The following is a 23,672-nucleotide window of genomic DNA, read 5'->3' as shown; positions in this document are numbered from 1 at the left end:
TTTAGAAATACAAACCTCACAGGTTTTTAAAACCTGTGAGGTCTTTTTTTAAAAGTAGCGTAGGGTTTAAACCCTACGCTACTTTTGTTTTAAGCAGAATTCATTACCGTCTGCTTTAGCTGACGGAATAGCAGCAATGAATGTCCTGTAATCCAGAAATCAAACAAATCATAGTTCAGATAAAAACGCCAAAAAAGTCCTGTGTCCTGAGTCTTATGTCTTACGTCTCAAAAAATAACTATCTTACAAGCTAGAATTAAACCCAGCAAAAACCAATGGCCGAAGAACAAGGGCATTTTAAGCGCGAACTGAAATTATTTGATGCCGTGATGATGGTAGCCGGAACGATGATCGGTTCCGGGATATTTATTGTAAGTACCGACATTGCCCGCAACGTAGGCAGTTCGGGTTACCTGCTTCTGGTTTGGCTGCTTACCGGTTTCATGACGGTGGTGGGTGCGTTGGCTTACGGCGAACTGGCCGGCATGATGCCCAGAGCCGGCGGCCAATACGTGTACCTTCGCGAAGCCTATAACCACCTCGTTTCTTTCCTTTACGGCTGGACGCTTTTCCTGGTAATTCAGACGGGTACCATTGCGGCCGTAAGCGTGGCCTTTGCGCGCTTTACCGGCGTACTCATTCCCTGGTTCTCCGAAACGAATGTGCTGCTTGAGATCGGACGGTTCAGGTTTACTTCGGTGCAGCTTTTGGCTATTATTTGTATTGCGTTTTTAACGTTTTTGAATTCCCGGGGCGTGAAAAATGGCAAGCTGATCCAGAATGTATTCGGCAGTACCAAGTTGCTGGCCTTGTTCGGCTTAATTGCCATCGGCTTGCTGTTTGGAATAAACGAAGAAGTAGTGCAGCAGAATTTTACCGAGATGTGGCGGGCCAAAGCTACGATTGTGGAGAATGGAGCGGTAACGTCTATTTCTTCTTTAGCGGGCTGGGGTTTAATTGCGGCAATCGGCATGGCCATGGTGGGTTCCCTGTTTTCTTCCGATGCCTGGAACAATATTAGTTTTTCCGGCGACGAAGTGGTGAACCCGGAAAAAAATATAGTGCGCAGCATGGTAATCGGCACGATGCTCGTAACCGGTATTTACCTGCTCGTGAATTTGGTTTATCTGCTCGTTTTGCCGCTGAAAGGAACCATGGAAGGTACGGATGTGCTGTGCAAGGGTATTCAGTTTGCCAATAACGACCGCGTAGCCACCGCTGTTGCCTATGCGGTTGGGGGCGGCAAAGCCACCGTTGCCATTGCCGTACTTATTATGATCTCTACCTTTGGCTGTGCGAACGGCTGTATTTTATCCGGCGCGCGCGTGTATTATGCCATTGCCCGAGACGGCCTTTTTTTCCGGCCCATGGCGAAGCTGAACCCAAAAGGCGTGCCAGCCAATGCCTTGTGGCTGCAGGGTTTGTGGGCGGCATTGCTTTGCCTCTCCGGCACTTATGGCAACCTGCTCGATTACGTAATTTTTGCGGTGCTGCTGTTCTATATTTTAACCATTGCCGGCGTGTATATTTTGCGCAAAAAAAGACCGGATGCGCCGCGCCCGTACAAAGCCTGGGGTTATCCGGTTTTACCTGCCATGTACATTTTCCTGGCGGCTACCATCTGTTTGATCCTGCTCATTTACAAACCGGTTTATTCCTGGCCGGGACTGATTATTGTTGGTTTGGGCATTCCGGTTTATTACCTGTTTCGTAACACTATTGGCGGAAGCAAAGTATAGCGTTTGTTCCGGTTGGGTTTGGCCGAAAAATAAGCTATGCAGAAGATCAGGTTATGGATACGGAAGAATTTTGCTTTTTCGCAGCGCGAAACCTCGGGCTTCCTCTACCTGCTTGGCCTGATGCTGTTCTTAATGTTGCTGCCATTTATTTTCAAACCCCGAACCGAACCCTACAACAGTGCCCGCGATCAGGAAATACTGGACAGTCTGGCGCTTTTGCTCGATGATGTGGAAGAGGCCCGGAGAAGTACTTTCTCGGCTAAAAAAACTTCCTTTAAACTAAAACCTTTCGACCCGAATGAGCTTTCGGAACAGGAATGGACTGCTATGGGCGTAAAACCCTGGCTGGCAAAACGCATTCTGAACTACCGCAGCAAAGTGGGAGATTTTAAAAGCAAAGCGGAAGTAAAGAAAATATATGGTTTCCCGGAAGAGATTTATGCGCAACTGGCACCTTTTATAATGCTGCCGGAAACAACTGAAAACGATAGGGAATTTGCCGGAAAAAGTAACAGGAACTATGAAAGCCGGAATTTTGAAGCAGGCCGGAAATCGTTTAAGCTGCAGCCCTTCGACATAAACCTGGCCGATACTTCCGAACTCAAACGCATCCGCGGCATTGGCAGCAAACTTTCGCAACGCATCCTGAAATATCGCGATCGGTTGGGTGGCTTTACTTCCGAAGAACAACTAAAAGAAGTATTTGCGCTCCAACCCGAAACGCTCGACAGTTTACGCAAGTACACCTACGTCGAAAACGATTTCAGCCCGAAGAAAATTAACCTGAATACAGTAACCCTGGAAGAGCTGAAAACGCATCCGTACCTGAAATTCAACCAAAGCCGCGCCATAATTGCTTACCGTGAGCAGCACGGGCCTTACCAGAAAATCGAGGATCTTAAAAAAATCAAACTGATGGACGAAGCTACTTTTGCGAAACTTCGTCCTTACCTTGCGCTTTAACCACTTTTTCGGAACTTCGCTGCCGCAATGGAGCATATTTTAAAATCGTATCAGCGGCGGCTAATCAACCTTTCGGCCAATAACCGGGCGCTGGTTCTGCGCCGTTTAAGCGCCGGCCTGCAGCTTGATCTGCAGGCTTTCGATTTTATAAATAACCAACCGGCTTTCGCATTGCTCCGCGAACTTATTTCCGGGAAAAAAACGGTGATGCTCACGCCTTTCGCCGATCCGAGGCAAGCCGATGTGGCAACTTTAAGCCGGCGTTTGCGCGAAATTTCCCGCCGGGCCAATCTGTTGCAGGAAGAACGCGGCACGAAGGAGTTGTTTGTTGGCTGGCCTTTTGTTTCCGGAAAATTTAACGACGGTTCGGCCATTCGTTGCCCGCTTTTATTCTTTCCGATTTCGCTGGAGCTGAATGAAAAACAGCAATGGGTACTCACGCAGGATAAAGCCGTTCCGCCTGTTTTGAACAAGAGTTTTTTGCTGGCCTACGCGCACTACAACCAACTGCCACCCGACGAAAACCTGCTTGCTTTCGATGCTTCCGAACTTCCGAAAGATGCTTTAGCTTTCCGGACGGCTTTATACGAATTTCTAAAGAATAGCAGCCTCGACATCAACTTCAATCAGGAGCTTTTTCAGGATAAGATCGTACCGTTCCGCAGCTTTACCAAACCTGATTTTGAAAAGCAATTCCTCCCCGGCGAACTGAAATTGTTTCCGGAAGCCGTCCTGGGAATCTTCCCGCAGGCCGGTTCTTACCTGATGGCCGACTACGATGAAATGCTGCAACAGGCCGAAATACAATCCTTCTCCAATCTTTTCAAAGGGCATACGGAAGGTTCTTCTTACGGAAGTTTAGAGCAGAACACCTTTGCCGTTTTCGACCTCGATGCCTCGCAGGAAACGGTACTGCAGGAAGTAAAAAAAGGTCGATCGGTAGTAGTGCAAGGTCCGCCGGGAACCGGAAAATCGCAGCTTATTTGCAACCTGGTAACCGACTTTGTTGCGCGCGGAAAAACGGTTTGGGTAGTGTGTCAGAAACGCGCCGCGCTGGAGGTGGTGTATAACCGCTTGGCAAGTAAAGGCTTCGGCAATTTTGCTGCCCTGGTGCACGACGTAGAAGCAGACCACCGGAAAATTTTTGAGCAGTTGCGTCTGCAGATTGAAGAAGTTGAAACCTACAAAAAGCAAAACAACCAGTTGCCGGTAGTATTTGCCGAACGCCAGTTCCTGGAAACAAGCCGCCGCATCAACCAGATCCTGCAAACGCTTGCTGAGTTTAAAACGGCTTTGTTCGATGCATCGGTTTGCGGCTGGCCGGTAAAAGAACTTTATCTCCGGAGCTCGCTTAAAAGCGCCACCAAAGAAATGGGCGAAACTTACCGGAGTTTTACCGCCGGAACGCTACCATTTTTCCTGCCGAAACTGGAACAGTATTTAACTTCTGCCGCGCAATTCGATGCACCTGATTTTGTTTTAAGCGACCGGAAAAGTTTTGCGGATTGGAGCTGGCCGGATAGAAAAAAACTGGAAAACCTGGCTACAGAAATCCCGGCAGAAATGGTCGCTTTTTCCAAAGAACTTCCGGCCCAAATTGTGGCGCAGAATTCCGGTTTTGCTGCCTGGAAATTTCTGAAAATTGAAGAACCGGAACTGCAAAAAGTTAACCAGCTGCTGAGTAGCAGTGAAGCAATTTTTTCTGCTTTCCATTTACTGTTTTCCAGAACTTCCACCGACCTGGAACAGGTGCTGAAAACGGTGAAGCGCCTGGAAAAATTCTTTGCCGAAGAAAAAGTGGTGCTCCTTCCGGAGGAACTGAAAAATGCTGCCTTGGCGCTAACGGCTTATGAAAACAGCAGAACCATTGTGTGGAAAAAAGCAAAATGGCGCTTGAATACGAAAGCCAGGCAAACCCTCGAAAAAACATTTGGCCAATTCAGTTTGCCGTTTGCCGAGAGCGGAATAGAACCCCTGAAAAAGCAACTGGAAAAGCAACGCGAAAGACTGGAGCTGCAAACCTGGTTACAGGAAAATATTCCGACCGTATCGCTTCCTGTTTGGGCCGATTCCGAAGCCAGAGAAGCTTATTTCAATATTTTAAAAGCTGCCGTAGCTGCTACCCAATCAGCAAAAAAACTGGTGCGTAAAAAATGGCTTTCTGCCGAACCGCAAACGGTACTATCTCAGGTAAAGAAACTGCTGCAGGCACTTGAAACGTTAGAAAAAGAAGCTGAAAAATGGCAGGAATATTTAACTGAAAACCAAATCGAAAAACTGGCTGAAAACGAAGGCTTCAGAGCAGAATTCCTCCTAACCATACGCAGTCACTTCGATGAAATTGCAGCGCATGATTCCCGGTTTCAGGCGTTTTCAGCCACGGAAAAAACAGTAGCCAAAACGCTGCAAAACCTGCCCGGAACGGTAACTGAAAAGCTGGAAACTTTTCAGAATTGCATCTTATTGAACTGGATCACGCACATTGAACAACAGTACCCGGTACTGAAACTGGCTGGGCCGGAAATAGAGAACCTGGAAACGGAATTGCAGCAATTAATTCAGCAAAAACAGCAGCTTAGTCATCAGATCGTGCTCACGCGTTTGCGGGAAAGAACCTACACCAGCCTGGAGAAAAACCGCCTGGGGAATACTGTTTCGTACCGCAAGCTTTACGCGCAGGTAAGTAAGAAGCGTAGCTTATATCCGTTGCGGAAATTGCAGGCGCTTTTTGGCGAAGAAATTAACGACCTGGTGCCTTGCTGGCTTGCTTCCCCTGAAACCATTTCCGCGCTTTTCCCCATAAACCAAACCGCCGATCTGGTAATTTTCGATGAAGCTTCGCAGGCTTTTGCCGAATCCGGGTTGCCGGCTATTTTCCGCGCCAAGCAGGTAGTAATTGCCGGCGACGAGCACCAGTTAGCGCCCACCGATATTTACCGCAGCCGCTGGCAGGACGAGGATACCGAAACCGAAGAATTGTTCGTGGAATCGCTGTTGCAGCTGGGAAGTTTGCATTTGCCGCAGCATTGGCTCACGCAGCACTACCGCAGCCGTTTCCCCGAACTTATTCATTTCTCCAATCAGCATTTCTACCGGAATAAACTGCAACTCATTCCGGACCGTCAGGACCTGGAAAAAGGCATTCCGGCCATCGAATTCCGGAAAGTGAACGGGCTTTGGGAAAACCAGACGAACAGGAGGGAAGCCGAAGAAATTACAAAGCTACTGTTCGATTTACTCGCCTCCGGTAGCACCGATATCGGCATCATTACGTTCAACTTCGCGCAGCAAAACCTGGTTCAGGACCTGGCAGAAGCAGAGGCGGCAGCGCGCAAAACGGAGCTGCCGGAAACTGTGCTCATTAAGAATATCGAGAACATGCAGGGCGATGAAAAGCAGGTCATTATTTTCTCGATCGGGTATGCGTCCGATGTAACTGGTAAAATGTTTAACCAGTTCGGAAGTTTAAGCCAGGCCAAAGGGGAGAACCGGCTGAACGTGGCCATTACCCGCGCCATTTCGAAAATTTACGTAGTCAGCAGTCTGGAGCCGGAAGAACTGAACGTGGAAAACGCCAGAAACGAAGGTCCGAAATTGCTGAAAGCCTTTCTGCAATTTGCCCGGCAGGTTTCCGCCGGAAACTTCACCTGGCAGCTTCCGGAAACAACTTCGGAAAACCAGCCCTTTTATCTGAAAGATCAGCTGTTAGAAAATGCAGAAACAGTAGCCGGATTAAGTAAAAAACTACCCTTTGCCGACCTTACTTTAAGCCGGAATAATCACTACTTCCACCTGTTTCGCACCGACGACGATCTGTATTTTAGTCAGGTTTCGGCGCGGCAAACCCACTTCGATGTACCTTTCCTGCTGCAAAAACGTAACTGGCCTTACAGCGCTTTTTACAGCCGCCAATTCTGGCTGCACCCCGAAAAAGCGCTTCAGAAAATAAGCCAGACCGAATGCTGAAATATAAACTCTTTACCATTTACATTTTCCTGCAAACCACTTTATGCGGCTGCAACCAGGACAACCGGCGCGCAGGTTTCGAAACCTTAGATAATGCCTACACCGTAACTCAGCTGGCTAAAATGGCCAAAAATGAAGTGAAGGAAAGTTCCGGCTTTGCCTGGGCCGAAGACGACTCCACCCTCTGGACCCACGACGATGGCGGCGGCCGCAACGTACTTTATAAGGTTAACCTGAAAGGGCAGTTACGCGATACGCTTGAAATTCCGCATACTTCGAACGAAGACTGGGAAGATCTTACCAAAGATAAAAGCGGCAATATTTACATCGGCGATTTTGGCAACAACGAAAATTCCCGCCACAACCTCCGCATCTTCAAAGTAAATCCAGCGAATCCCAGCCTGGTAGATACCATTCAGTTCCGCTACGCCGACCAAAAGGATTTTCCGCCCAAAAAGAAAGCCCGCAACTTCGACTGTGAGGCCTTTTTCTGGCACGACGGTAGCTTATACCTGTTCAGTAAAGACCGCGGCCGCGAAGAACTGGTTAAAGCCTACCGCCTCCCCGACAAGCCCGGCAACTACGTAGCTGAAGTGATCGACGAATTGCCCATGAACACCATGATCACCGCCGCCGATATCAGCCCCGACGGAAAACATTTCGCCCTACTAGGCTACGGCAAAATTTACCTGTTCGAAATGACCGGTAAAAACCTTTTCGACGGCAAAAAATACTGCATCCCGGTAGGCAAATCCGGCCAAGCCGAAGCCCTGGTTTTCCAGACCAACAACGACCTCATCTTCAGCAACGAAAACGGCAAGATCTTCAGCGTGAAGAGAAAGTAGGAACGTTTGCCTGCATTCGTGTAGGATTGTTTGGCTTTACCAAAGCGTATAAGACTACAAATGAATTTGTCTGTATCAGAATCAGGATTTTCAGGATTAAAGGATTTTCAGGACAATTGTCTGAATCAGAATTTTCAGAATTATAGAATTTTTAGAATTTCCCTTTTCAATTATGTACGGACAGGGCTTGACCTGTCCCCACGCATATCGCCAGCGCAGCGCCCCTGAAAACCACGTTAGCGGATAATAACTAAATTAAAAGAAAGCCAGCCACGAAGGAATACTGACACCAGTTTCTGTGAGAGCGGCCTCCAAGCTTACCGGTGCCGACGCAGGAGGCAGCCCGGTAGGGCAGGTAAGGTTGCAGCTGCGAAGCCACCCGCTTGAGGGAGAAAGCCCAATTAAAAGTTGAAAGTTAAAAGTTATGAGTTGAAGAAAATAGATTGCACTTCTATAAAAGTTATTTTCCACTCAAACAATACGCTACCAGGTAGAAAAATCCCCTCAACCATTTCCCCATTTTTAAGGTAAACAGCTAATCCTTATTTACGCATTCACCACTTCACGCACGAGCATTATGCAGGAAACTATTTTAATTACCGGCGCTACCGGAACGGTAGGAAACCAGATCGTAAAAAAGTTGTCGAACCTGAATGTGCGGGTGCGGGCCGGCGTGCATTCCATTATAAAAGGCGAAAACCTAAAGTACCCCAATGTGGAGCTTTGCGAGATCGAATTTCATCGGCCCGAATCGCTGAAAGCTGCATTTACGGGAGTAGACCGCGCTTTTATTATTACCCCGCTGGCAGCCGACCAGGTAGAAATGGCAAAAAAACTGATCGATGAGGCCAAGTCAGTCGGCGTAAAACACGTGGTGCGGCTTTCTGCAGCCGGCGCCGAATCGGAGAACCCGATCCAGTTAGGCCGCTGGCACCGTGAAGTAGAAGATTACCTGAAAGCTTCCGGTCTCAACTACACCATCCTTCGCCCGACTTCCTTTATGCAGAACTTCGTGAATTTTTCGGGCAATACTATCCGCAACGAAAATGCCATTTACATGCCTTTAGGTGAAGGAAAAGTGAGTTACATAGATGTGCGTGATATTGCCGCGGTTGCCGATTGCGTACTGACTTCCGAAGCCTACTATAACCAGGAGCTTAATATAACCGGGCCAGAACCAATATCGGTACAGGAAATTGCCCAGGTGCTAAGCGAAGCTACCGGACAGCCGGTTAAGTACATAGATGTGCCCGAAGAAACTGCTTACCAGAGCATGCTGCAGGCGCAAATGCCCGAATGGATGGCGCGCGCCATGATGGAGCTCCACCAGGTAGCCAAAGCCGGACATGCCGGAATAGTTACCGATACGGTGGAACGGGTTACCGGGCACAAACCCTATACCTTCCGTGAGTTTGCCCGCCAACATGCCGAATGCTTTTTGCCGGAGTAAACTAAAGGGTACCAATTTCAGCTAAAAACTCCCATAATCTGCGAAAGTTTTTCTTTAAATAGGTAAGAAGAATAAGTACAAGAAAGCAGTTTCAGGTTAAAGGCTTACAAGTAAAGAGACGAGTTTAGTTTATACAATTTATTCTACCCTTTTCTGTCCTTCCGGAAGAATCTTGTGACTTCTATGCTGTGATCTCACAAGTTTCTTCCAGAATGATGATCGTAGCAGCTTAACGTAATTTTATCCACTTCCTTAACCTGGTAGAGTTGAACTCCCTTGCCAGATTAAAATGCCTTTCGCTCCTTTCTTCCCGGGTGCTGTCCCCAAGCAGAACTCAAACCTCAGAAGCAGGTTGCTTCCGGATAATAGGAATTCTGTCGGGGATAGAACCCGGTGCAGAGTATCTGGTATACATTTGGGCTTGAAATGAAGCTCCCATCAGGACTGCCCCAACTGAAATCCAGGTACCTCCTCCACAAGCTCAACTTTCATTGCCGTCTGCTTTAGCTGACGGATAGCAGGATGTTTACTATAAAACGGCAAAGATCATTTCTAGAGAGAGGTATCGGCCTGGCAATTCAATTGAAATTCAAAAACCTGTTCAATAAATTGATTTCAGTTCTTCCCCTGGTTAACTCTTAGTTTACCGGCATAAAAAAAGCCCCGCATAGTTGCGGGGCTTTTTTAGTATTTGGCAATTATAAGAGATTGTTAATAATCCAGGTTCGTATGGCGATCGCTGTTGCGGGAAGATGAACCATACTCGTCATCCTGATCGTAGCCGCCATAAGATGAGTTTCCGCGGGAAGAGCCGCCCTGGCCGAAAGATGAACTACCGCCAAAGCTGCCTCTTCTGGAACCCATTTCTTCGTTGTAAGAGCCGCCGCGGGAGCTACCGCCCTGAGAGCCGTAACCACCTTGGTTACTGAAGCCCTGGCTATAACCACCCTGACCACCCTGGGAGCGGTTGCCATACGGGCCGCTGCCCATAGAGCCGGAAGAGCCGTAGCCACCTTGGCCGCCACGGTTGCTCATGGAGCCGAAGCCACCCTGAGAGGAACCGCCGTAGCCGCCGCCATGGCCACCCTGTGAACCATAGCCACCTTGTGAGCCATATCCACCCTGGTGGCCCATGCCACTCATAGAGCCATAGCTGCTGCCTTGCGAACCGTGGCCGCCCTGGTTGCCCCAGCTACCACGTTGTGAAGTGCCGTAATTATCCTGGTCGTAACCACCCATGCCGCGGTTGGAACCGCCGTAGCCACCTTGCGAACCATAACCACCATGCGAGCCATATCCGCCCTGGTTGCTCATGCCGCCTTGGTGACCGTACTGACCACCATAGCCGCCTTGCGAACCGTAACCGCTCTGTGAGCCATAACCCCCTTGCGAGGTGTGGCCATAGCCACCGCGTTGGCCGAAGTTGTCTTGGTCGCTCATGTTGCCGTAGTTAGAAGAACCGTAACCGCTTTGTGAGCCAAAACCGCCGCTTTGCGTTCCATGGCCCATGCCCTGGCCGTAGCCATACTGGCTGCCGCCACCCATAGAACCACCGCTCATGCCACGGCTGTAGTTGCCGCTGCCGCCCTGGTTAGAACCGCTCCAGCCACCCTGATTGCCCTGGTTACCCCAGTTGCTGCCGCCATGGCCTCCCTGTGAACCATGTCCGCCCTGGGTAGAGCCGCCATAACTCATCTGGTTGCCATAGCTGCCGAATTCATTTCCATAACCGCCGGTATTGCCCTGGCCCTGGGAGTATCCGCCGCCTTGCGAACCATAGCCGCCCATGTCGGAGCCTCTGTCAAAAGAGCCGCCGCCCTGGTTGCCCTGGTTGGAGCCCCAATTCTGGTTATAGTCGCCGTAGCCGCCGCCGCCGGTGCTCATGCTGCCATAGCCGCTTTCGTGCTGGCTGCCAGAAGAACCGGAGCCGGACGATCTGCCGGAAGTGGAGCGGGTTGAGCGGGACGAAGTGGAACCGGAAGACGAGGAACCAGTGCCGGAAGATGATCTGCCGGTGGTTTTGCCCGTAGATTTGCCTTCTGTAGTTTTAGAAGTACCGGATTTTGCCCGGCTGGAAGTGGTGCCGGAAGTAGAACCTGAAGTAGAGCCGGAGCTTCTGCCGGTAGTTTTACCCGAAGAGCCGGTAGAACCGGAAGACATGCTGCTGGCATCGCCGGTATTGCCGGCCGTGCGGCTTTGGGTTCCGCCGCTCATCATAGAAGAAGAAGAGCCTCCGGATGATGTGGATGCTTTCGCGCCCGATGAGCCTGAACCGGTTGATTGGTTTGAAGTGTTTTGATCCTGATTTTTTTGATTGTCTGCCATACTGAATTTTCTCCTTATAAAAGTTTTAGGTATGAAATAGAACATTTAGAAAAACCGGCGAACACCATTGCCCTACCGGAACCAGGCAAACCGGACATCCCTAAAAATATCCTGAATTCGCCAAGCGTTAAGGCTATACGCTTATCTTATTGCTTGGTTCAAAGCTTGTGTAAATATTTTTTAAAATATAGTAGCATAAAATTGGTTAATTTCTTATAGGAAGCCGGCCGGATATCAGGGTTTGGTGTTTTGAAATTTGAATTCCTTTGAGGTAAGCCTAAAACCGGATTTGGCTTTTTTTATGTGCAAACAATGTTCATGGTTTCTCTTTAATAATTTAATTTCCTTTAAACCGGAAGCTGGTAAAAACAGAATGCGATTTTTCGGGGCAGGTAGTTAGCGCCGGTAGTAAAATTCAGCAACAGAAAACGGTAGCAGGAAGGCGAAAAAAAAGCAGGCAATGCGCAAAATTTATGGGTGACCGGAAGTGATATTTGCGCCTGAATGGTGCAATAGAAACCTGAAAAATTTTTCTGAAGAAAATTGTAACAAGGGTTTTTATTCCCGAATTAAATTCCTACATTTGAGAATTATTAATATTAACATTTTTTATGAAAACTGGTAAAGTAAAATTCTTTAACGAATCAAAAGGTTTCGGATTTATCATCGCTGACGAAACTAACCAGGATATTTTCGTTCACCAGAGCGGCCTTATCCACGAGATTCGCGAAAACGATCGCGTTTCTTTTGAAGTAACTGAAGGTAAAAAAGGTTTGAATGCAGTAAACGTAGAGCGTATCTAGTTCGCCCACGTTTGAGGATATATCCCTAAAGTGAAACAATTATAGCCGGAACTCCCAGTTCCGGCTATTTTTTTTATAATCGTTTTTTCTTTACTACCTGGGCCACCTCTTCGGGGGCTTTGCCCTCCGTTCCCAGTTCTATCATTTCTTCGGCCTCCAGTTTTTCATCTTCGCCGGCAAAAGGCACCTCGTGCTCATCGGCTTCCAGGGGCTCATAATTCAGGCGCACCAGCATCGGGAAATGGTCGGAACCGAAAAAAGGCAGGCGCTTAAGCCGGAGCAATCTGAAAGCCGGATCGTAGAAAATATGGTCCAGGGAATACCGGAAGAAAGGAATAAAGGCGTTGTAGGTATTGTAAAAGCCCCTCCCGATGCGCGGATCGAGCAGCCCGCTGATGCGCCGGAAAAGCCCGGTGGTATAAGACCAGGCCACATCGTTCAGATCGCCGGCTACAATGCTGGCATATGGCGTTTCCTTCGCCATTTTAGCCACGATCAATAATTCTGCTTCCCGCTTATCGGTATTTTTATCGAAACTGGGCGGTTGCGGATGTACCGTAAAAAGGTCGAATTTCCGGCCGGTAGGTAATTCAAGCACACAGTAAAAAGACGGAATTTCAGGCTCGATCAGGTAGCGGATCTCGTATTCGGTAATTCTGAATTTAGAGTACAACATCATGCCATAGGTGTTTTCCAAAGGTTTTTTAATGGCATATTTATACACGGCATCTAGCGAAGAAATAGCTTCGGCCCAGGCCTGATCCGGTTCGTTTATGAGCAGCAGATCAGGTGCGTTTTCGGCCACAATTTTCAGAAAGCGGTCGTAGCGCCGGTTCGACATCCGCACGTTGGAGATCATAAAGCTAAAGGAGTTCGGGGAAGATTTCAGTTTGCTTCGCAAAGCCTGCACCGGCGAAAGCCAGGTGTAGCGGTACACGTGCACCAGTTGATTTACCAGGGCTACTGCCAGCAGGATCGCAAACAGGATTTCTGCTTGGTGATTTATGGGTACGAAGTACAGGTAAAGGCCAAGTACCACCGCCGCAATAAACGCTATCTGCATGCGCGGAAAATCCAGCACCCGGATCCACCAGTAATGGGTTTTAATAAGCGGAAGCAGTGAAAGCAGGATCATTAAAGACCCAATTACCTCAAGCGTGATTTTCATAAATCCGGTTTCTTCTATATACCTCAGGAATACTTTCTGCACAGGTTTTAGTTATGGTTATATTCTCCGAAAACGGTATCATTCTGACGGGAAAAGTAAAAGCCATTTGCAACCCACCCAAAGTAAAGTAAGGCAGGTTACTCGGTATAATAAATTGTTAGAAGTTGTCTCGTAATTCAAATTTTCTCTGTAGCGTAGGGTTTAAACCCTACGCTACAGAGAGATTTATTTGCTCAATACATTTTAAAAAGTAGCTCCGCGTATTTATGAAATAGCTTCTAATCTGGCTACCATTCATTTCCAGAATTGTCTCACAAATACACCTGTCATCCTGAGCGTCAGCGAAGGACCTCGTTGGCTCTCAGCACCAATGCCAGATTTAGCGTTTTTGCCAGTAGCCGACGAGTTGTTTCGCTATCGCTCAACATGACAGTTGCTTTTTGAGATAGCTTCTGGTCAATAGCTGAAGCCTTATTCTGCTACCTGACTTTTCATTCATTGCCGTCTGTTTTAGCTGACGGAAAGGGGCTTTAGCCAACCATCCCATATGCAAAATGTGAGTTAGGCTAAAGCCATGGTTTCTGTTTGTCCGAAAACCGTCAGCTAAAGCAGACGGCAATGAATGGGTGAAAGGAAAATTCAGAAGAGAGAGAATTTAGCTTTCAGGCCTTGAATAGCTGCCCTTAAAAACAGAAAAGCCACTCATTGCTAAATGGCTTTTCTGTTTTATTTCATGAAGTAGATTATTCCTGTTTATCTACCCGGACGCCAACGGCCATAATGCCGGGCAACGGATCGCGGCGCATGTATTGCTGCAGCGTAATGGTATAGGTGCCCGGTTGCGAAAACTGCTGGTCTTTTAAGGCCAGGATCTGGTGATCGAAGATGTCGCCGGCGCCGTCTCCCAAGGGTTTTCCGGTTTTCTTATCCATCAAAAACATTTCGTGCAAATTGCTCGAGAGCTCTTTCCCATCGGGGCCAATAAGTGTATGCTTTACGTACAGGTTGTAGTATTCGTAAAAGATCGCATTCCGGATATTGAAATAGATATTATACTTTTTGGAAGTATCTTTTATCTCGAATTCGAACTTCTTTACGTCGGCAATCTTCCAGGCACTGTCTTTAAGGTCCTCGTTTTTCTCGAAAACCCGGTTCTTGTTACAGCTGCTCAGTACGAGCAATAGCAGAAGGCTGCTTAGTAACAGGTAATTTTTCATAGTTTACTCGGTAGGTTTTGGTGGCCGGGGCCGGTTATTATTTCTGTTCCGGTTGTTGCGGCGCTGGTTGTTGTTCCTTTCCGGTTTCGGCCCGGCGGCTACTTCGGTTCCCGAACCTTCCGGACGGGGCGCTGCATGCCGGTGTTCTTCCTTGCGTTCCGGGCGCGGCGGACGGTTATCGCGCTGCCGGCGGTTTTCCGGGTTGCGCTCCGGTTTACCTTCCGGTCTGCCTTCGGCTACAGGCTGGGGCTGACGCTCTTTTTTAGGGCGGTCCTGCTGCTTTTTCATGGCCGCCTGCTGTACGCCCTCTACCAGGCTTTGCAAGCCGGCCGGTTTTTTCTTTTTCTTCTTTTTATTCTTTGGCTTGAATTTTTCGTCCAGGCGTTCCAGGTTGCCTTCCAATTGGGCGGCCAGCAGCTCCTTGGTGGTAGGCTCTTTTACAACTTCCACCAGGCTTTCGGGCTGCTGCCCTTTGCTGTTCATTTCCTGGATCTCGCGCACGCGGCCTACCGGCACAGGGTGCCAGTTATTATCGCCTTTAAACCCGAACCACATGATCTTTTTAAAGATATCGGTCTTCTGCAGAATGGCATCGCCTTTCTGGGTTTGCAGCGGCCTGTTTACCGTCGGAATATCCTTCAGGGCATCCATGTAGGTTTCCAGCTCGTAGTTCAGGCAGCATTTCAACCTGCCGCACTGCCCCGAAAGCTTGCTCGGGTTCAGCGATAAATTCTGGTAACGCGCCGCCGTAGTAGAAACGCTCTTGAAATCGGAAAGCCAGGTTGAGCAGCAAAGTTCACGGCCGCACGATCCGATCCCGCCTAGGCGGCCGGCTTCGTGGCGCAAACTGATCTGGCGCATTTCCACCCGGATCTTAAATTCATCGGCCAGCTTTTTGATCAGGTCCCGGAAATCTACCCGGTCTTCGGCCGAGTAGTAGAACGTAGCTTTGGTTTTATCGGCCTGGTATTCCACGTCCGATAATTTCATTTTCAGCTGAAGCTCCCCGATTATCTGGCGGGCCCGGTACATGGTGCCGTTTTCCAGCCCCTGCACGGCTTCCAGTTTCTCCAGGTCCTTCTCGCCGGCAACCCGGTAAATGCTTTTAATTTCTTCGTTGTTGTCAACTTTCTTTTTCAGCATTTGCAGGCGCACCAGTTCGCCTTTCAGGCTCACGTAACCAATATGCTGCCCGTTGGGCACTTCTACCACCACCGGTTCGCCGGTAATGAGCGGCAACTGGTTGGTGTTCCGGTAAAAATCTTTACGTCCGCCTTTAAAACGGACCTCTACTATATCAAATTCTTCGAACGACGTTGGTAATTCCATGTCGCTGAGCCAATCAAACACATTGAGCCGGTTGCAACCGCCGGTACTACACCCGCCGTTGCTCTTGCAGCCGCCCACTTTCGTGCCACAGCCGCCCCCGCTCGAACAAGAACCACATCCCACTTTAAATCTCCTTTATATCGTTTAGGGTTATGTACATTTTTTGCAAAGTAACAAATATACTCAAATTTACCGGCCTCCGGAATAATTTTCCATTGCTGAACTCTCCGGATATTTTACTTTTTGCTCGCCAAACGCTACGGTTTGGGGCTGAAAAGCTGCTGCTCTTTCAGGCAAACAAAAAGAGGAAGCTTTTGGCTCCCTCTTTTGTGTGCAAGCAGTAAAGAAGTTGAACATTACATTTTCTTGTATCTCTTTTACGCGGGTAGCGGTGGTTTTGTTGAAGCCGTCCGGAAAAGGTTTTTCCTTGAACCGGCTTTTTAACCGAAAAAAATACCGTTTTCAGGGCAGGAATTTTACTTAAATGAAATTTGTCTGAACACGATTTTAAGGATTTTTGGGATTGTCAGGATTTTATTTTCGGAAGGAATTAATTCCGGAAAAAGCAATCAGCTACCCTGTGACTTCCATTTCCGCTTCCGCTCCTAATTTGAAGTAATTCTTTGGTCGAAAAATCATAAAAATCATTTCATCATAAAAATCATAGTTCAGACAAAATCATAGTTCGGACAAAGACACCTTATTACTTTTTCTTTACCGGCTTTTTCTTCTCAGTCAGCGAGTTAATGGATTTTTCCAGTTCCCGGCGTTTCTGCTCCCTGGAAATATCGATCAGCCTCTCGGCCAGAATGCATTCGATGCCCCCTTGCAGCACCGGATAGTATTTCAGGCATTCTTCTTCGGTCAGTTCAAAAATGTCTTTGTTCAGAATGGTGTACAACTCGCGCTTTTCTATCAGAATCTCGGGCAGGTGATTTTTCAGCAGCAGGATCCGTTTCTGAACCGGCGAAGTCAGGTATTCCAGTTCGTTCCATTTTTCGTGGGCAAAAACCTGCTTGTGAGCCTCTTCCAGTAAGTGGTCGAAAATGCGTTTGAGGTAAATAAAAGAGCCCAGCCCAATGTTCAAAGCCGCCAGACCGATGGCCCGGTTAAATTCCTCGTAAAGTTCTTTGCCGAGCACCTTTTTATACTTCCGCACGGTATGGTGCGCAATTTCCATGAGCGAGGGGTACTGCCCGATCTTGATAAGGGTATGCTGGTTGATGTAAAAGTTGAATAGCATTAAGTGGTTTTCGTTCCGGGAGCATTTCAGCTTTACGGTAAAAACCTTTTTGTGAGAAAAGTACTTAGGCAACGTAAACACCTGCTCCATCAGCCGCGAAGAGCTCGAAGAATACGAAACGCCGGGAACGTAATCGGTCAGGTTATCGAAGCCGGTGAAGGTGCTTTCTTTGTTGCAGGCCACACAAAACATGTCCAGTTTGCCGCTGAAGCGCAAAATATCCACCAGTTTGTATTCCAAAGCAGAATTTAATTCCAGTTTATCGTACAAAGGCATTTTAAGGAACAGGTCCTCTATTTTCAGGGTATTCTCGTCCATAGCTCATCCGGAAGTTTAGTTCAGTGCGCCGGAAAGAGTTATACGAATAAAGGCTATGTTTCGGGCAGGAAGGGGGTAGGAAGAAACCAATAACAGTATGAGATAATGACAGGCTGAAGTGGCTTTATAGTTATTCTTCGTTGCTGTTTGAAGTCTTCCAAAGGATGACGCCAGATAGCGGGTTAATCAATAGACATTATTTTTTCAACCTATTCCATTTACTATCTTAATTCATATTCAACTTCATTGTCTTCCCAATCGGCAATTTTTATAAAGTTAAGCCCCTCAAGCAGCTTAATTGCCTTCTTGTTGTCTTGACTTGTCGCAGCCCAGATACGTTTGAGCCCAATATTGTTAAGTCCAAATTCAATAGCTAACAGCATGGCAGAAGTCATAAAGCCTTGTCCACGGTATTGAGGTAATAAAACACAACCAAGTTCGCCTGCTCCTTTGTCAAGACCCCGGTAGTAACCACAAGTGCCTACAAGCTTATTCGTGAGTTTGTCTGCAATGCCCCAATGAATTGAATTGCCGTCATCATAATCCTTGTTTATTTTAGCTTGCATTTCTGCTGCCTGTTGCTCGGTTTGGGCCTGAACAGCATCATAATACGAAATCTCAACAAGGTCTTTTAAATCTTCAGCCTGAATCTGCCTTAGCGAAACTTTGTCGCCTGCGATATTGGGGAAAGTGTTGTATGGAGGTAGTTGCATTTTATCTGATCTTGTGTATTTACTGTTTGCTGGTAACCATTGAATTACGTTTAGCCAGCTACCTTTTGCCGGGCAAATTTATGTTATAGGATTCAAAAAACAATCGTTGCTGTTGAAGTCTTCCGAAGCATGACTTCAAACTTATGGATGAAAAAAAGGTCTCTGACTTCCTGCCAGCTATGGAAACTATTGTTTGAAGTGAAGCAGAAGGCGTTTGAAACAATCGTTCTGCTAAATTTTCCGGGTCGGAGACCCTGCCTTTCGCTTTAAATTTGGAGTCGCCCTGCGGAAGACTCCAAATATCGGGGAATATGCCCCTACTATTTGCAGACCTCCTCCGGAAGACTACAAATAGTAGGGGCATTCGTTCTTTCCACCAATCAGAGTTACCTAACCTGTCGCTTAAATTCTATAGGTTTCCTTTCCGGCAGTGCAGGCGCAACAAGTTGCTTAACGGAACTCAGGCTGCATGGAATCCTATATTTATTTGGATGAAAGGTTAAGGTATCACTTGGGCTGGCCGGTGCCATGGTTAAATTCATGCGATCTATAAACAGGTCTATCTGGAGATTAACTTTACCAATGTATTGTTTCCGGGAATACAATTCCAAGGCTAATGAAGGAACAGAAGCAGTTATTTTCCTGATTTCATATTTTAATTGGTAAACGGACCTATCGCGAGGTTCGATACTGGATCGCACTATTTTCAGATCTTCCGGACCTCTCAATTTAAACCAAGCGGAATCTCCTTCACTCCCGCTGGCTTTACCCCGGACACTAATCAATAACTCGATTACCTGCAGCGAATCGGCGGGGGATATTTTATAAGTAAATATAGCTGCCTCCCCATCGGTTTGCCCGAAGGAAACTGTGTAATAACCGGGAGAATATTGGGCCTGGCAATTTCCGGATATAAAGCTGGAGAACACCCAAAGCAGCAGGGAGGTGAAAAATATCCTATTAGACTTTTTCATAATTCTAATTTAATAAAAATAATTAACAACCTGTATCAAAAAGCCGACCTCCTTTAACTGAAGTCAGAGAATGCTTCTATCATAGATAGTTTGTTGTTTTCTGCAGGAGGACAACAAACAGCAAAAGAATCTAGATTGGTTTTAAAAAATGCAATCCGTAACGGTATCACTCAAACGCATACAGATCCAGCCCGCTATCGGAAAGCAGGTAAATCAGTTCTTCGCCGACTAAGGCCTGGCGGTAAGCAGGCACCGGCGGCACGTCGAAGCTTCGTTCGGCAAAGGAGTAGAGGTTGAAGAAGTGCAGTTTGCCGCCTTTTAAATAGTAGAGTTCATCGCCTTTAAAACCGATGTAGGAAAGCTCCGGAAACGGTAGGGTTTTCTTGTAATTTCCCAGGTTATCGAACACGTAAATGCCGGTGGTTTTATCTACCAGGTACACCATATTCTGGTATTCCCGGATAAAACGGACGTCGCTTTGCTTGCGGTTCAGGGTGAGGCCAAGTTGCGTGGTGCTCACCACTTCCGAGCTTCTGGGGTCGAATTTGAGGAGGGAGAATTCGGTTTCGTTGAAAAGCCAAAGGCGGTCGTCGGCGGTGGTGGTGGCTACTTTAATGGAGCCTTCGGTGTAATCGCGGAGGCGGATGGTGGAGATGTTGTTCAGGAAACGGTCGAGGAGGGTGATCTGCTGCTGGTCGTCGTAAAAGAGCATTACTTTCATGCCGTTCCAGGCTTCTACGTTGCCGATGTGGCCATTGCGGGCAGGGGAGTAGGTGTTCACCAGGCGGCCGGTTGCAATGTACTGGTGCAGGTTATTTTTCCGGTCCGTCAGGTAAATATTGTTCATCCGGTCCAGGGACATGGCGGCCGGCTGGGCTACGTCCAGATGCTGCCGCAACGCAATGGTCTGGCCCCGGCTTTCGGTAGCCAGGAGAAACGCTAGCAGCAGGGCCGGAAAAAGCAAAGCAGTCTTGAGCTTAGCTTTCGAACGTGTGCATGGTAAGGTCGTTTCCATCATAAACGGCGTAAGTGCAATAATTGACCCATTCTCCCAGATTCAGGTAACGGCTTCTTTCCCCGATCTTAATATCCAAGGGCAAATGCCGGTGGCCGAAAACATAGTAATCGTGGTGTTCCCGGGCTTCCAGTTCCTTGCAATAGATCACGAGCCATTCTTTTTCTTCCCCGTGAAAAATTTCGTCGGTTTTGGTATTGCTGATGCGGCTCCGGCGGCTCCAGAAATTGGCCAGACCAATGCCGGCATTCGGGTGTACGCGCGCAAAAAGCCACTGGCAAACCGGACTGGCAAAGATCTTCTTCAGCACTTTATAGAAATGGTCTTCCGGCCCCAGTCCGTCGCCATGACCTATGTGGAATTTCTTTTCGCCTAAGTGCAGGGAAACGGGCTTGCGCAAAACCGGGATATTGAGCTCTTGGGTGAAATAATCGAACATCCACATGTCGTGGTTGCCGGTAAAGAAATAAACCGGAATGCCGCTGTCAGTAATTTCCGCCAGTTTTCCCTGCAGCCGGACAAAGCCTTTTGGAATGGCGTGCTTGTACTCGAACCAGAAATCGAAAATATCGCCGACTAAGAAAATCGCTTGCGCTTCCGCTTTTACCGCATCGAGCCAACGCACGATCTTTTTCTCCCGCGCTAAACTGCTGGCCGCATCCGGAACGCCCAGATGAAAATCGGAGGCAAAGAAGACCTTTTTACCGGGTTCCAGCTTAATCTTCGAGGAGATCATCGATCAAAAATAAAACGAGTTGTTTCGGTCCGTGCGCGCCTAAAACCAACGTTTTTTCAATATCGGCGGTACGGCTCGGGCCGCTTACCATGCTGATCATGGAAGGTAATTTCGGAGCATATTTTTCCCGCAACACGTACAAGGCTTCCTTAATATCCGGCACCAGTTGCGTGGTTCGCGCCACTACCAGTTGTTTTTCGGGGTAAATGCTCAAACGGCGGCCGCCGGAATTAGCCGAACTTACCAGAATGCTGCCCGTGCGGGCCAATAAGGCTTCACAGGTCGTAAGACTGGCTTCGGCTTTTTTCAGGAAATCTTTTTCGTCGCCGATAAAATTCACGCCCGCGGCATACAACTGCTTTTTCAGCGAAGATTGCCAGACGTACAGGTTATTGATCTGATTTTCCTGCTTGTACTCAAATAACTGGTCGTAGAAATTTTCCTCCGATTCGCAGTAAATGAACTTGCCGCCGGTATTCAGAAAGTTGGTGGCAAATTCAATGGAAAGGTCTTCGTCCAGGGGCTGGTAAACCGAGGTGCTGGAGTCGGGGGTTGGAGGCACAAAAGGCGCTGACTTAGCCAGCGCCTCCCGTATTTTCCTTAGTACAATATCCTTAGATCTTGCTTCGTACACAGCTTGGGTTTTTCAAAAGATTTGGATACTGTTTTACTTGTCGAACGAATAAGTCTGTCCCGGCCGTACGCTCGAATCAGAATTATCCGGCCTGGTTCTCGAAAGTTCGTCGTTTTCTTCCGGAGATTTAACCCCGTTGTCTACCTGTCCGTCGGAAGGGCCTTCGGTTACGTCTTCGTGCTCGTTCTTATTCGAAAGCGGGTGGGCATTTTCCTGGTGTACTTCGCTCAGGGTTTTGCTACGGTCAGTTCCGGCGGTGTGCGCCTGGTAAGCCGTAAGCTTCTCGAACGGACGCGGCCCAACCAGTCTTTCCAGGTCGTTCTGGAACAAGATCTCCTTTTTCAGCAATTCCTGGGCTACCGCTTCCAGTTCACGGGCTTTCGCGCGGAGCAGGTTTTTGGTACGCTCATACGCTTCCGTAATAAGGCGACGAACTTCCTGGTCTATGGTTTCGGCAGTTGCTTCGGAATAAGGCTTGTTGAAAGCCATATCCGATTGTTTGGAATCGTAGAAAGAAACGTTACCGATCTTATCGTTCATACCGTACATGGTTACAATGCTGTAAGCCATTTTGGTAATGCGTTCCAGATCGCTCAGGGCACCGGTAGAGATCTTGCCGAAGATGATTTCTTCCGCCGCGCGGCCACCTAAAGCCATGCACATCTCATCGATCAACTGTTCGGTAGTATAAAGGAACTGCTCTTTCGGTAAATACTGGGCATAACCCAACGCAGCAATACCGCGCGGAACGATACTCACTTTCACCAACGGATCGCAATGCTCCAGGAACCAGCCCGCAATCGCGTGACCAGCTTCGTGATAGGCTACAATGCGTTTTTCTTCCGGCGAAATGATCTTGTTCTTCTTCTCCAGACCACCAATCACACGGTCGATGGCATCGTTGAAGTCCTGCATTTCTACCTGCTTTTTATTCCGGCGGGCCGCGATCAGGGCTGCTTCGTTACAAACGTTGGCAATTTCAGCACCCGCAAAACCCGGGGTCTGGGCCGCCAGTTTTTTGGCATCCACATCGGTAGAAAGCGTAATCGGCTTTAAATGTACACTGAAAATTTCGGTACGGCCGTTAATATCCGGCTTGTCGATGGAGATCTGGCGGTCGAAACGACCCGGACGCAATAACGCGGAGTCAAGCGTATCCGGACGGTTGGTGGCTGCCAGGATAATTACGCCGGAGTCGGTAGAGAAACCGTCCATTTCCACGAGCAGGGAGTTCAGGGTGTTTTCACGTTCATCGTTACCGCCCGGCACATTGCCGCGGCTACGGCTTCGGCCAATCGCATCGATCTCATCGATAAAGATGATACAAGGCGCTTTGGCTTTCGCTTGTTTGAAAAGGTCGCGCACGCGGGCAGCACCCACACCTACGAACATTTCTACGAAGTCGGAACCGGAAAGCGAGAAGAACGGCACATCGGCTTCGCCGGCTACGGCTTTGGCCAATAAGGTTTTACCCGTTCCCGGAGGGCCTACCAATAACGCACCTTTCGGGATTTTACCGCCCAGAATGGTGAATTTGGTTGGGTTCTTCAGGAATTCTACGATCTCCTGGATCTCTTCTTTGGCTTCTTCCAGGCCGGCTACGTCTTTAAACGTAATCCGAACTTTATTTTCCGCATCGAACAAAGCTGCTTTGCTTTTACCAATGTTGAAAATCTGGCCGCCTGGTCCGCCGGTAGAGACGCGGCGCATCATAAACCAGAAACCAACCATAAGCAAGATCAGGAAGCCCCAGCTGGAAAGGAATTCGCCAATGCCGGTACGCTTTTCAAAATCAAGATCAAGCCGTTCGTTTTTCGGCATGTTGGCCTGCAGCTTATCGAGGTCCTCTTTAAAAACTTCGGCCGAAATGATCTGGAAACTGTACTGGGCTCCCTGGTCCATGGCAAAGGTGCCGCGGTTAGCCAAGTCTTTCTTATATTTTTCGTTATTCAGCGCTTCGTCTTTCAGCGTAACTTCCACGGTCTTGTCGTTCACGATCGTGATCTTCTTCACGTCGTGGCTCAGCAACATTTCCTCAAAAGCGCTCTGCTTGATCGGAACGGTAGTGTTGGACCGGTTAAAGTACAGAATGCTGAAAATAAGAAGCGTTAGCGCCGCCAGAACCCACATTTGCATGGTAGGTTTTGGCGGGGTGGTGGGCATGTTTATTTTTTTCTTTTTATTAGGATTAGGAGTCTTATCGGCCATTGGATTTTATTCAGTTCAAAGCTAAA

The 23,672-nt window shown here is 48.1% G+C and carries 17 protein-coding genes; 6 read left to right on the top strand and 11 right to left on the bottom strand.

What is annotated here, in order from left to right:
• Positions 1-275 precede the first annotated feature (275 nt).
• The 5 genes from F0P94_RS15015 to F0P94_RS14995 all read left to right on the top strand — a co-directional run bounded on the left by F0P94_RS15015 (position 276) and on the right by F0P94_RS14995 (position 8,963).
• A complete protein-coding gene (locus tag F0P94_RS15015; RefSeq protein WP_150904719.1) occupies positions 276-1,739 on the top strand; it encodes an APC family permease in 1,464 nt (487 codons plus the stop codon).
• Between the two features lie 36 nt (positions 1,740-1,775).
• Positions 1,776-2,702 (top strand): ComEA family DNA-binding protein, encoded by a 927-nt coding sequence (locus F0P94_RS15010; protein ID WP_150904718.1) that lies wholly within the window; start codon positions 1,776-1,778, stop codon positions 2,700-2,702.
• 27 nt (positions 2,703-2,729) lie between these two features.
• Positions 2,730-6,668, top strand: coding sequence for an AAA domain-containing protein (locus F0P94_RS15005; RefSeq protein ID WP_150904717.1), 3,939 nt, complete (start codon positions 2,730-2,732; stop codon positions 6,666-6,668).
• Positions 6,662-7,513: a hypothetical protein gene (locus F0P94_RS15000; protein ID WP_150904716.1), complete on the top strand. Its 852-nt coding sequence runs from the start codon at positions 6,662-6,664 to the stop codon at positions 7,511-7,513. Before F0P94_RS15005 ends, F0P94_RS15000 begins: the two co-directional genes overlap by 7 nt.
• A 577-nt stretch (positions 7,514-8,090) precedes the next feature.
• Positions 8,091-8,963, top strand: a complete 873-nt coding sequence (locus F0P94_RS14995) for an SDR family oxidoreductase (protein WP_150904715.1) — start codon at positions 8,091-8,093, stop codon at positions 8,961-8,963.
• Between the two features lie 711 nt (positions 8,964-9,674).
• Here F0P94_RS14995 and F0P94_RS14990 read toward each other — a convergent pair.
• Positions 9,675-11,288 carry a hypothetical protein gene (locus tag F0P94_RS14990; protein ID WP_191907058.1) on the bottom strand — a complete coding sequence of 538 codons (1,614 nt, stop codon included), beginning with the start codon at positions 11,286-11,288 and terminating at the stop codon, positions 9,675-9,677.
• Positions 11,289-11,899: 611 nt separating this feature from the next.
• Here F0P94_RS14990 and F0P94_RS14985 point away from each other — a divergent pair.
• Positions 11,900-12,091: a cold-shock protein gene (locus tag F0P94_RS14985; protein ID WP_150904714.1), complete on the top strand. Its 192-nt coding sequence runs from the start codon at positions 11,900-11,902 to the stop codon at positions 12,089-12,091.
• Positions 12,092-12,164: 73 nt separating this feature from the next.
• Here F0P94_RS14985 and F0P94_RS14980 read toward each other — a convergent pair whose 3' ends face one another.
• From F0P94_RS14980 to ftsH, 10 genes are all read right to left on the bottom strand, one after another.
• Entirely contained in the window at positions 12,165-13,259 is a 1,095-nt protein-coding gene (locus tag F0P94_RS14980) for an endonuclease/exonuclease/phosphatase family protein (RefSeq protein WP_225307241.1), read from the bottom strand.
• A 743-nt stretch (positions 13,260-14,002) separates the two neighbouring features.
• Positions 14,003-14,476 (bottom strand): gliding motility lipoprotein GldH, encoded by a 474-nt coding sequence (locus tag F0P94_RS14975; RefSeq protein ID WP_150904713.1) that lies wholly within the window; start codon positions 14,474-14,476, stop codon positions 14,003-14,005.
• Positions 14,477-14,479: 3 nt separating this feature from the next.
• On the bottom strand, positions 14,480-15,928 hold the full coding sequence (ricT, locus tag F0P94_RS14970) for a PSP1 domain-containing protein (RefSeq protein WP_225307240.1): 1,449 nt from the start codon (positions 15,926-15,928) through the stop codon (positions 14,480-14,482).
• A gap of 580 nt (positions 15,929-16,508) precedes the next feature.
• The gene (locus F0P94_RS14965; protein ID WP_150904712.1) at positions 16,509-17,366 is read right to left on the bottom strand and encodes a hypothetical protein; all 858 of its coding nucleotides are present in this window, start codon (positions 17,364-17,366) and stop codon (positions 16,509-16,511) included.
• A 221-nt stretch (positions 17,367-17,587) separates the two neighbouring features.
• The gene (locus tag F0P94_RS14960; protein ID WP_150904711.1) at positions 17,588-18,079 is read right to left on the bottom strand and encodes a GNAT family N-acetyltransferase; all 492 of its coding nucleotides are present in this window, start codon (positions 18,077-18,079) and stop codon (positions 17,588-17,590) included.
• A 386-nt stretch (positions 18,080-18,465) separates the two neighbouring features.
• A complete protein-coding gene (locus F0P94_RS14955; RefSeq protein ID WP_150904710.1) occupies positions 18,466-19,053 on the bottom strand; it encodes a hypothetical protein in 588 nt (195 codons plus the stop codon).
• A 166-nt stretch (positions 19,054-19,219) separates the two neighbouring features.
• Positions 19,220-20,017 carry a hypothetical protein gene (locus tag F0P94_RS14950; protein WP_150904709.1) on the bottom strand — a complete coding sequence of 266 codons (798 nt, stop codon included), beginning with the start codon at positions 20,015-20,017 and terminating at the stop codon, positions 19,220-19,222.
• A 13-nt stretch (positions 20,018-20,030) separates the two neighbouring features.
• Positions 20,031-20,804, bottom strand: a complete 774-nt coding sequence (locus tag F0P94_RS14945) for a UDP-2,3-diacylglucosamine diphosphatase (RefSeq protein ID WP_150904708.1) — start codon at positions 20,802-20,804, stop codon at positions 20,031-20,033.
• Positions 20,785-21,438: a LutC/YkgG family protein gene (locus F0P94_RS14940; protein ID WP_150904707.1), complete on the bottom strand. Its 654-nt coding sequence runs from the start codon at positions 21,436-21,438 to the stop codon at positions 20,785-20,787. The genes F0P94_RS14945 and F0P94_RS14940 overlap by 20 nt, the downstream gene beginning before the upstream one ends.
• Before the next feature lie 33 nt (positions 21,439-21,471).
• Positions 21,472-23,646, bottom strand: coding sequence for an ATP-dependent zinc metalloprotease FtsH (gene ftsH / locus F0P94_RS14935; protein WP_150904706.1), 2,175 nt, complete (start codon positions 23,644-23,646; stop codon positions 21,472-21,474).
• Positions 23,647-23,672: the final 26 nt, after the last annotated feature.

The organism is Adhaeribacter soli (assembly GCF_008727925.1).
Lineage (GTDB): Bacteria > Bacteroidota > Bacteroidia > Cytophagales > Hymenobacteraceae > Adhaeribacter_A > Adhaeribacter_A soli.
This window is presented reverse-complemented; position numbering and strand designations above follow the sequence as displayed.

Bases quoted from the DNA above. Each gene is read 5' to 3' on its own strand.
- F0P94_RS15015 (WP_150904719.1), top strand. From the start codon at position 276: ATGGCCGAAGAACAAGGGCATTTTAAGCGCGAACTGAAATTATTTGAT.
- F0P94_RS15010 (WP_150904718.1), top strand. From the start codon at position 1,776: ATGCAGAAGATCAGGTTATGGATACGGAAGAATTTTGCTTTTTCGCAG.
- F0P94_RS15005 (WP_150904717.1), top strand. From the start codon at position 2,730: ATGGAGCATATTTTAAAATCGTATCAGCGGCGGCTAATCAACCTTTCG.
- F0P94_RS15000 (WP_150904716.1), top strand. From the start codon at position 6,662: ATGCTGAAATATAAACTCTTTACCATTTACATTTTCCTGCAAACCACT.
- F0P94_RS14995 (WP_150904715.1), top strand. From the start codon at position 8,091: ATGCAGGAAACTATTTTAATTACCGGCGCTACCGGAACGGTAGGAAAC.
- F0P94_RS14990 (WP_191907058.1), bottom strand. From the start codon at position 11,288: ATGGCAGACAATCAAAAAAATCAGGATCAAAACACTTCAAACCAATCA.
- F0P94_RS14985 (WP_150904714.1), top strand. From the start codon at position 11,900: ATGAAAACTGGTAAAGTAAAATTCTTTAACGAATCAAAAGGTTTCGGA.
- F0P94_RS14980 (WP_225307241.1), bottom strand. From the start codon at position 13,259: ATGAAAATCACGCTTGAGGTAATTGGGTCTTTAATGATCCTGCTTTCA.
- F0P94_RS14975 (WP_150904713.1), bottom strand. From the start codon at position 14,476: ATGAAAAATTACCTGTTACTAAGCAGCCTTCTGCTATTGCTCGTACTG.
- F0P94_RS14965 (WP_150904712.1), bottom strand. From the start codon at position 17,366: ATGGACGAGAATACCCTGAAAATAGAGGACCTGTTCCTTAAAATGCCT.
- F0P94_RS14960 (WP_150904711.1), bottom strand. From the start codon at position 18,079: ATGCAACTACCTCCATACAACACTTTCCCCAATATCGCAGGCGACAAA.
- F0P94_RS14955 (WP_150904710.1), bottom strand. From the start codon at position 19,053: ATGAAAAAGTCTAATAGGATATTTTTCACCTCCCTGCTGCTTTGGGTG.
- F0P94_RS14945 (WP_150904708.1), bottom strand. From the start codon at position 20,804: ATGATCTCCTCGAAGATTAAGCTGGAACCCGGTAAAAAGGTCTTCTTT.
- ftsH (WP_150904706.1), bottom strand. From the start codon at position 23,646: ATGGCCGATAAGACTCCTAATCCTAATAAAAAGAAAAAAATAAACATG.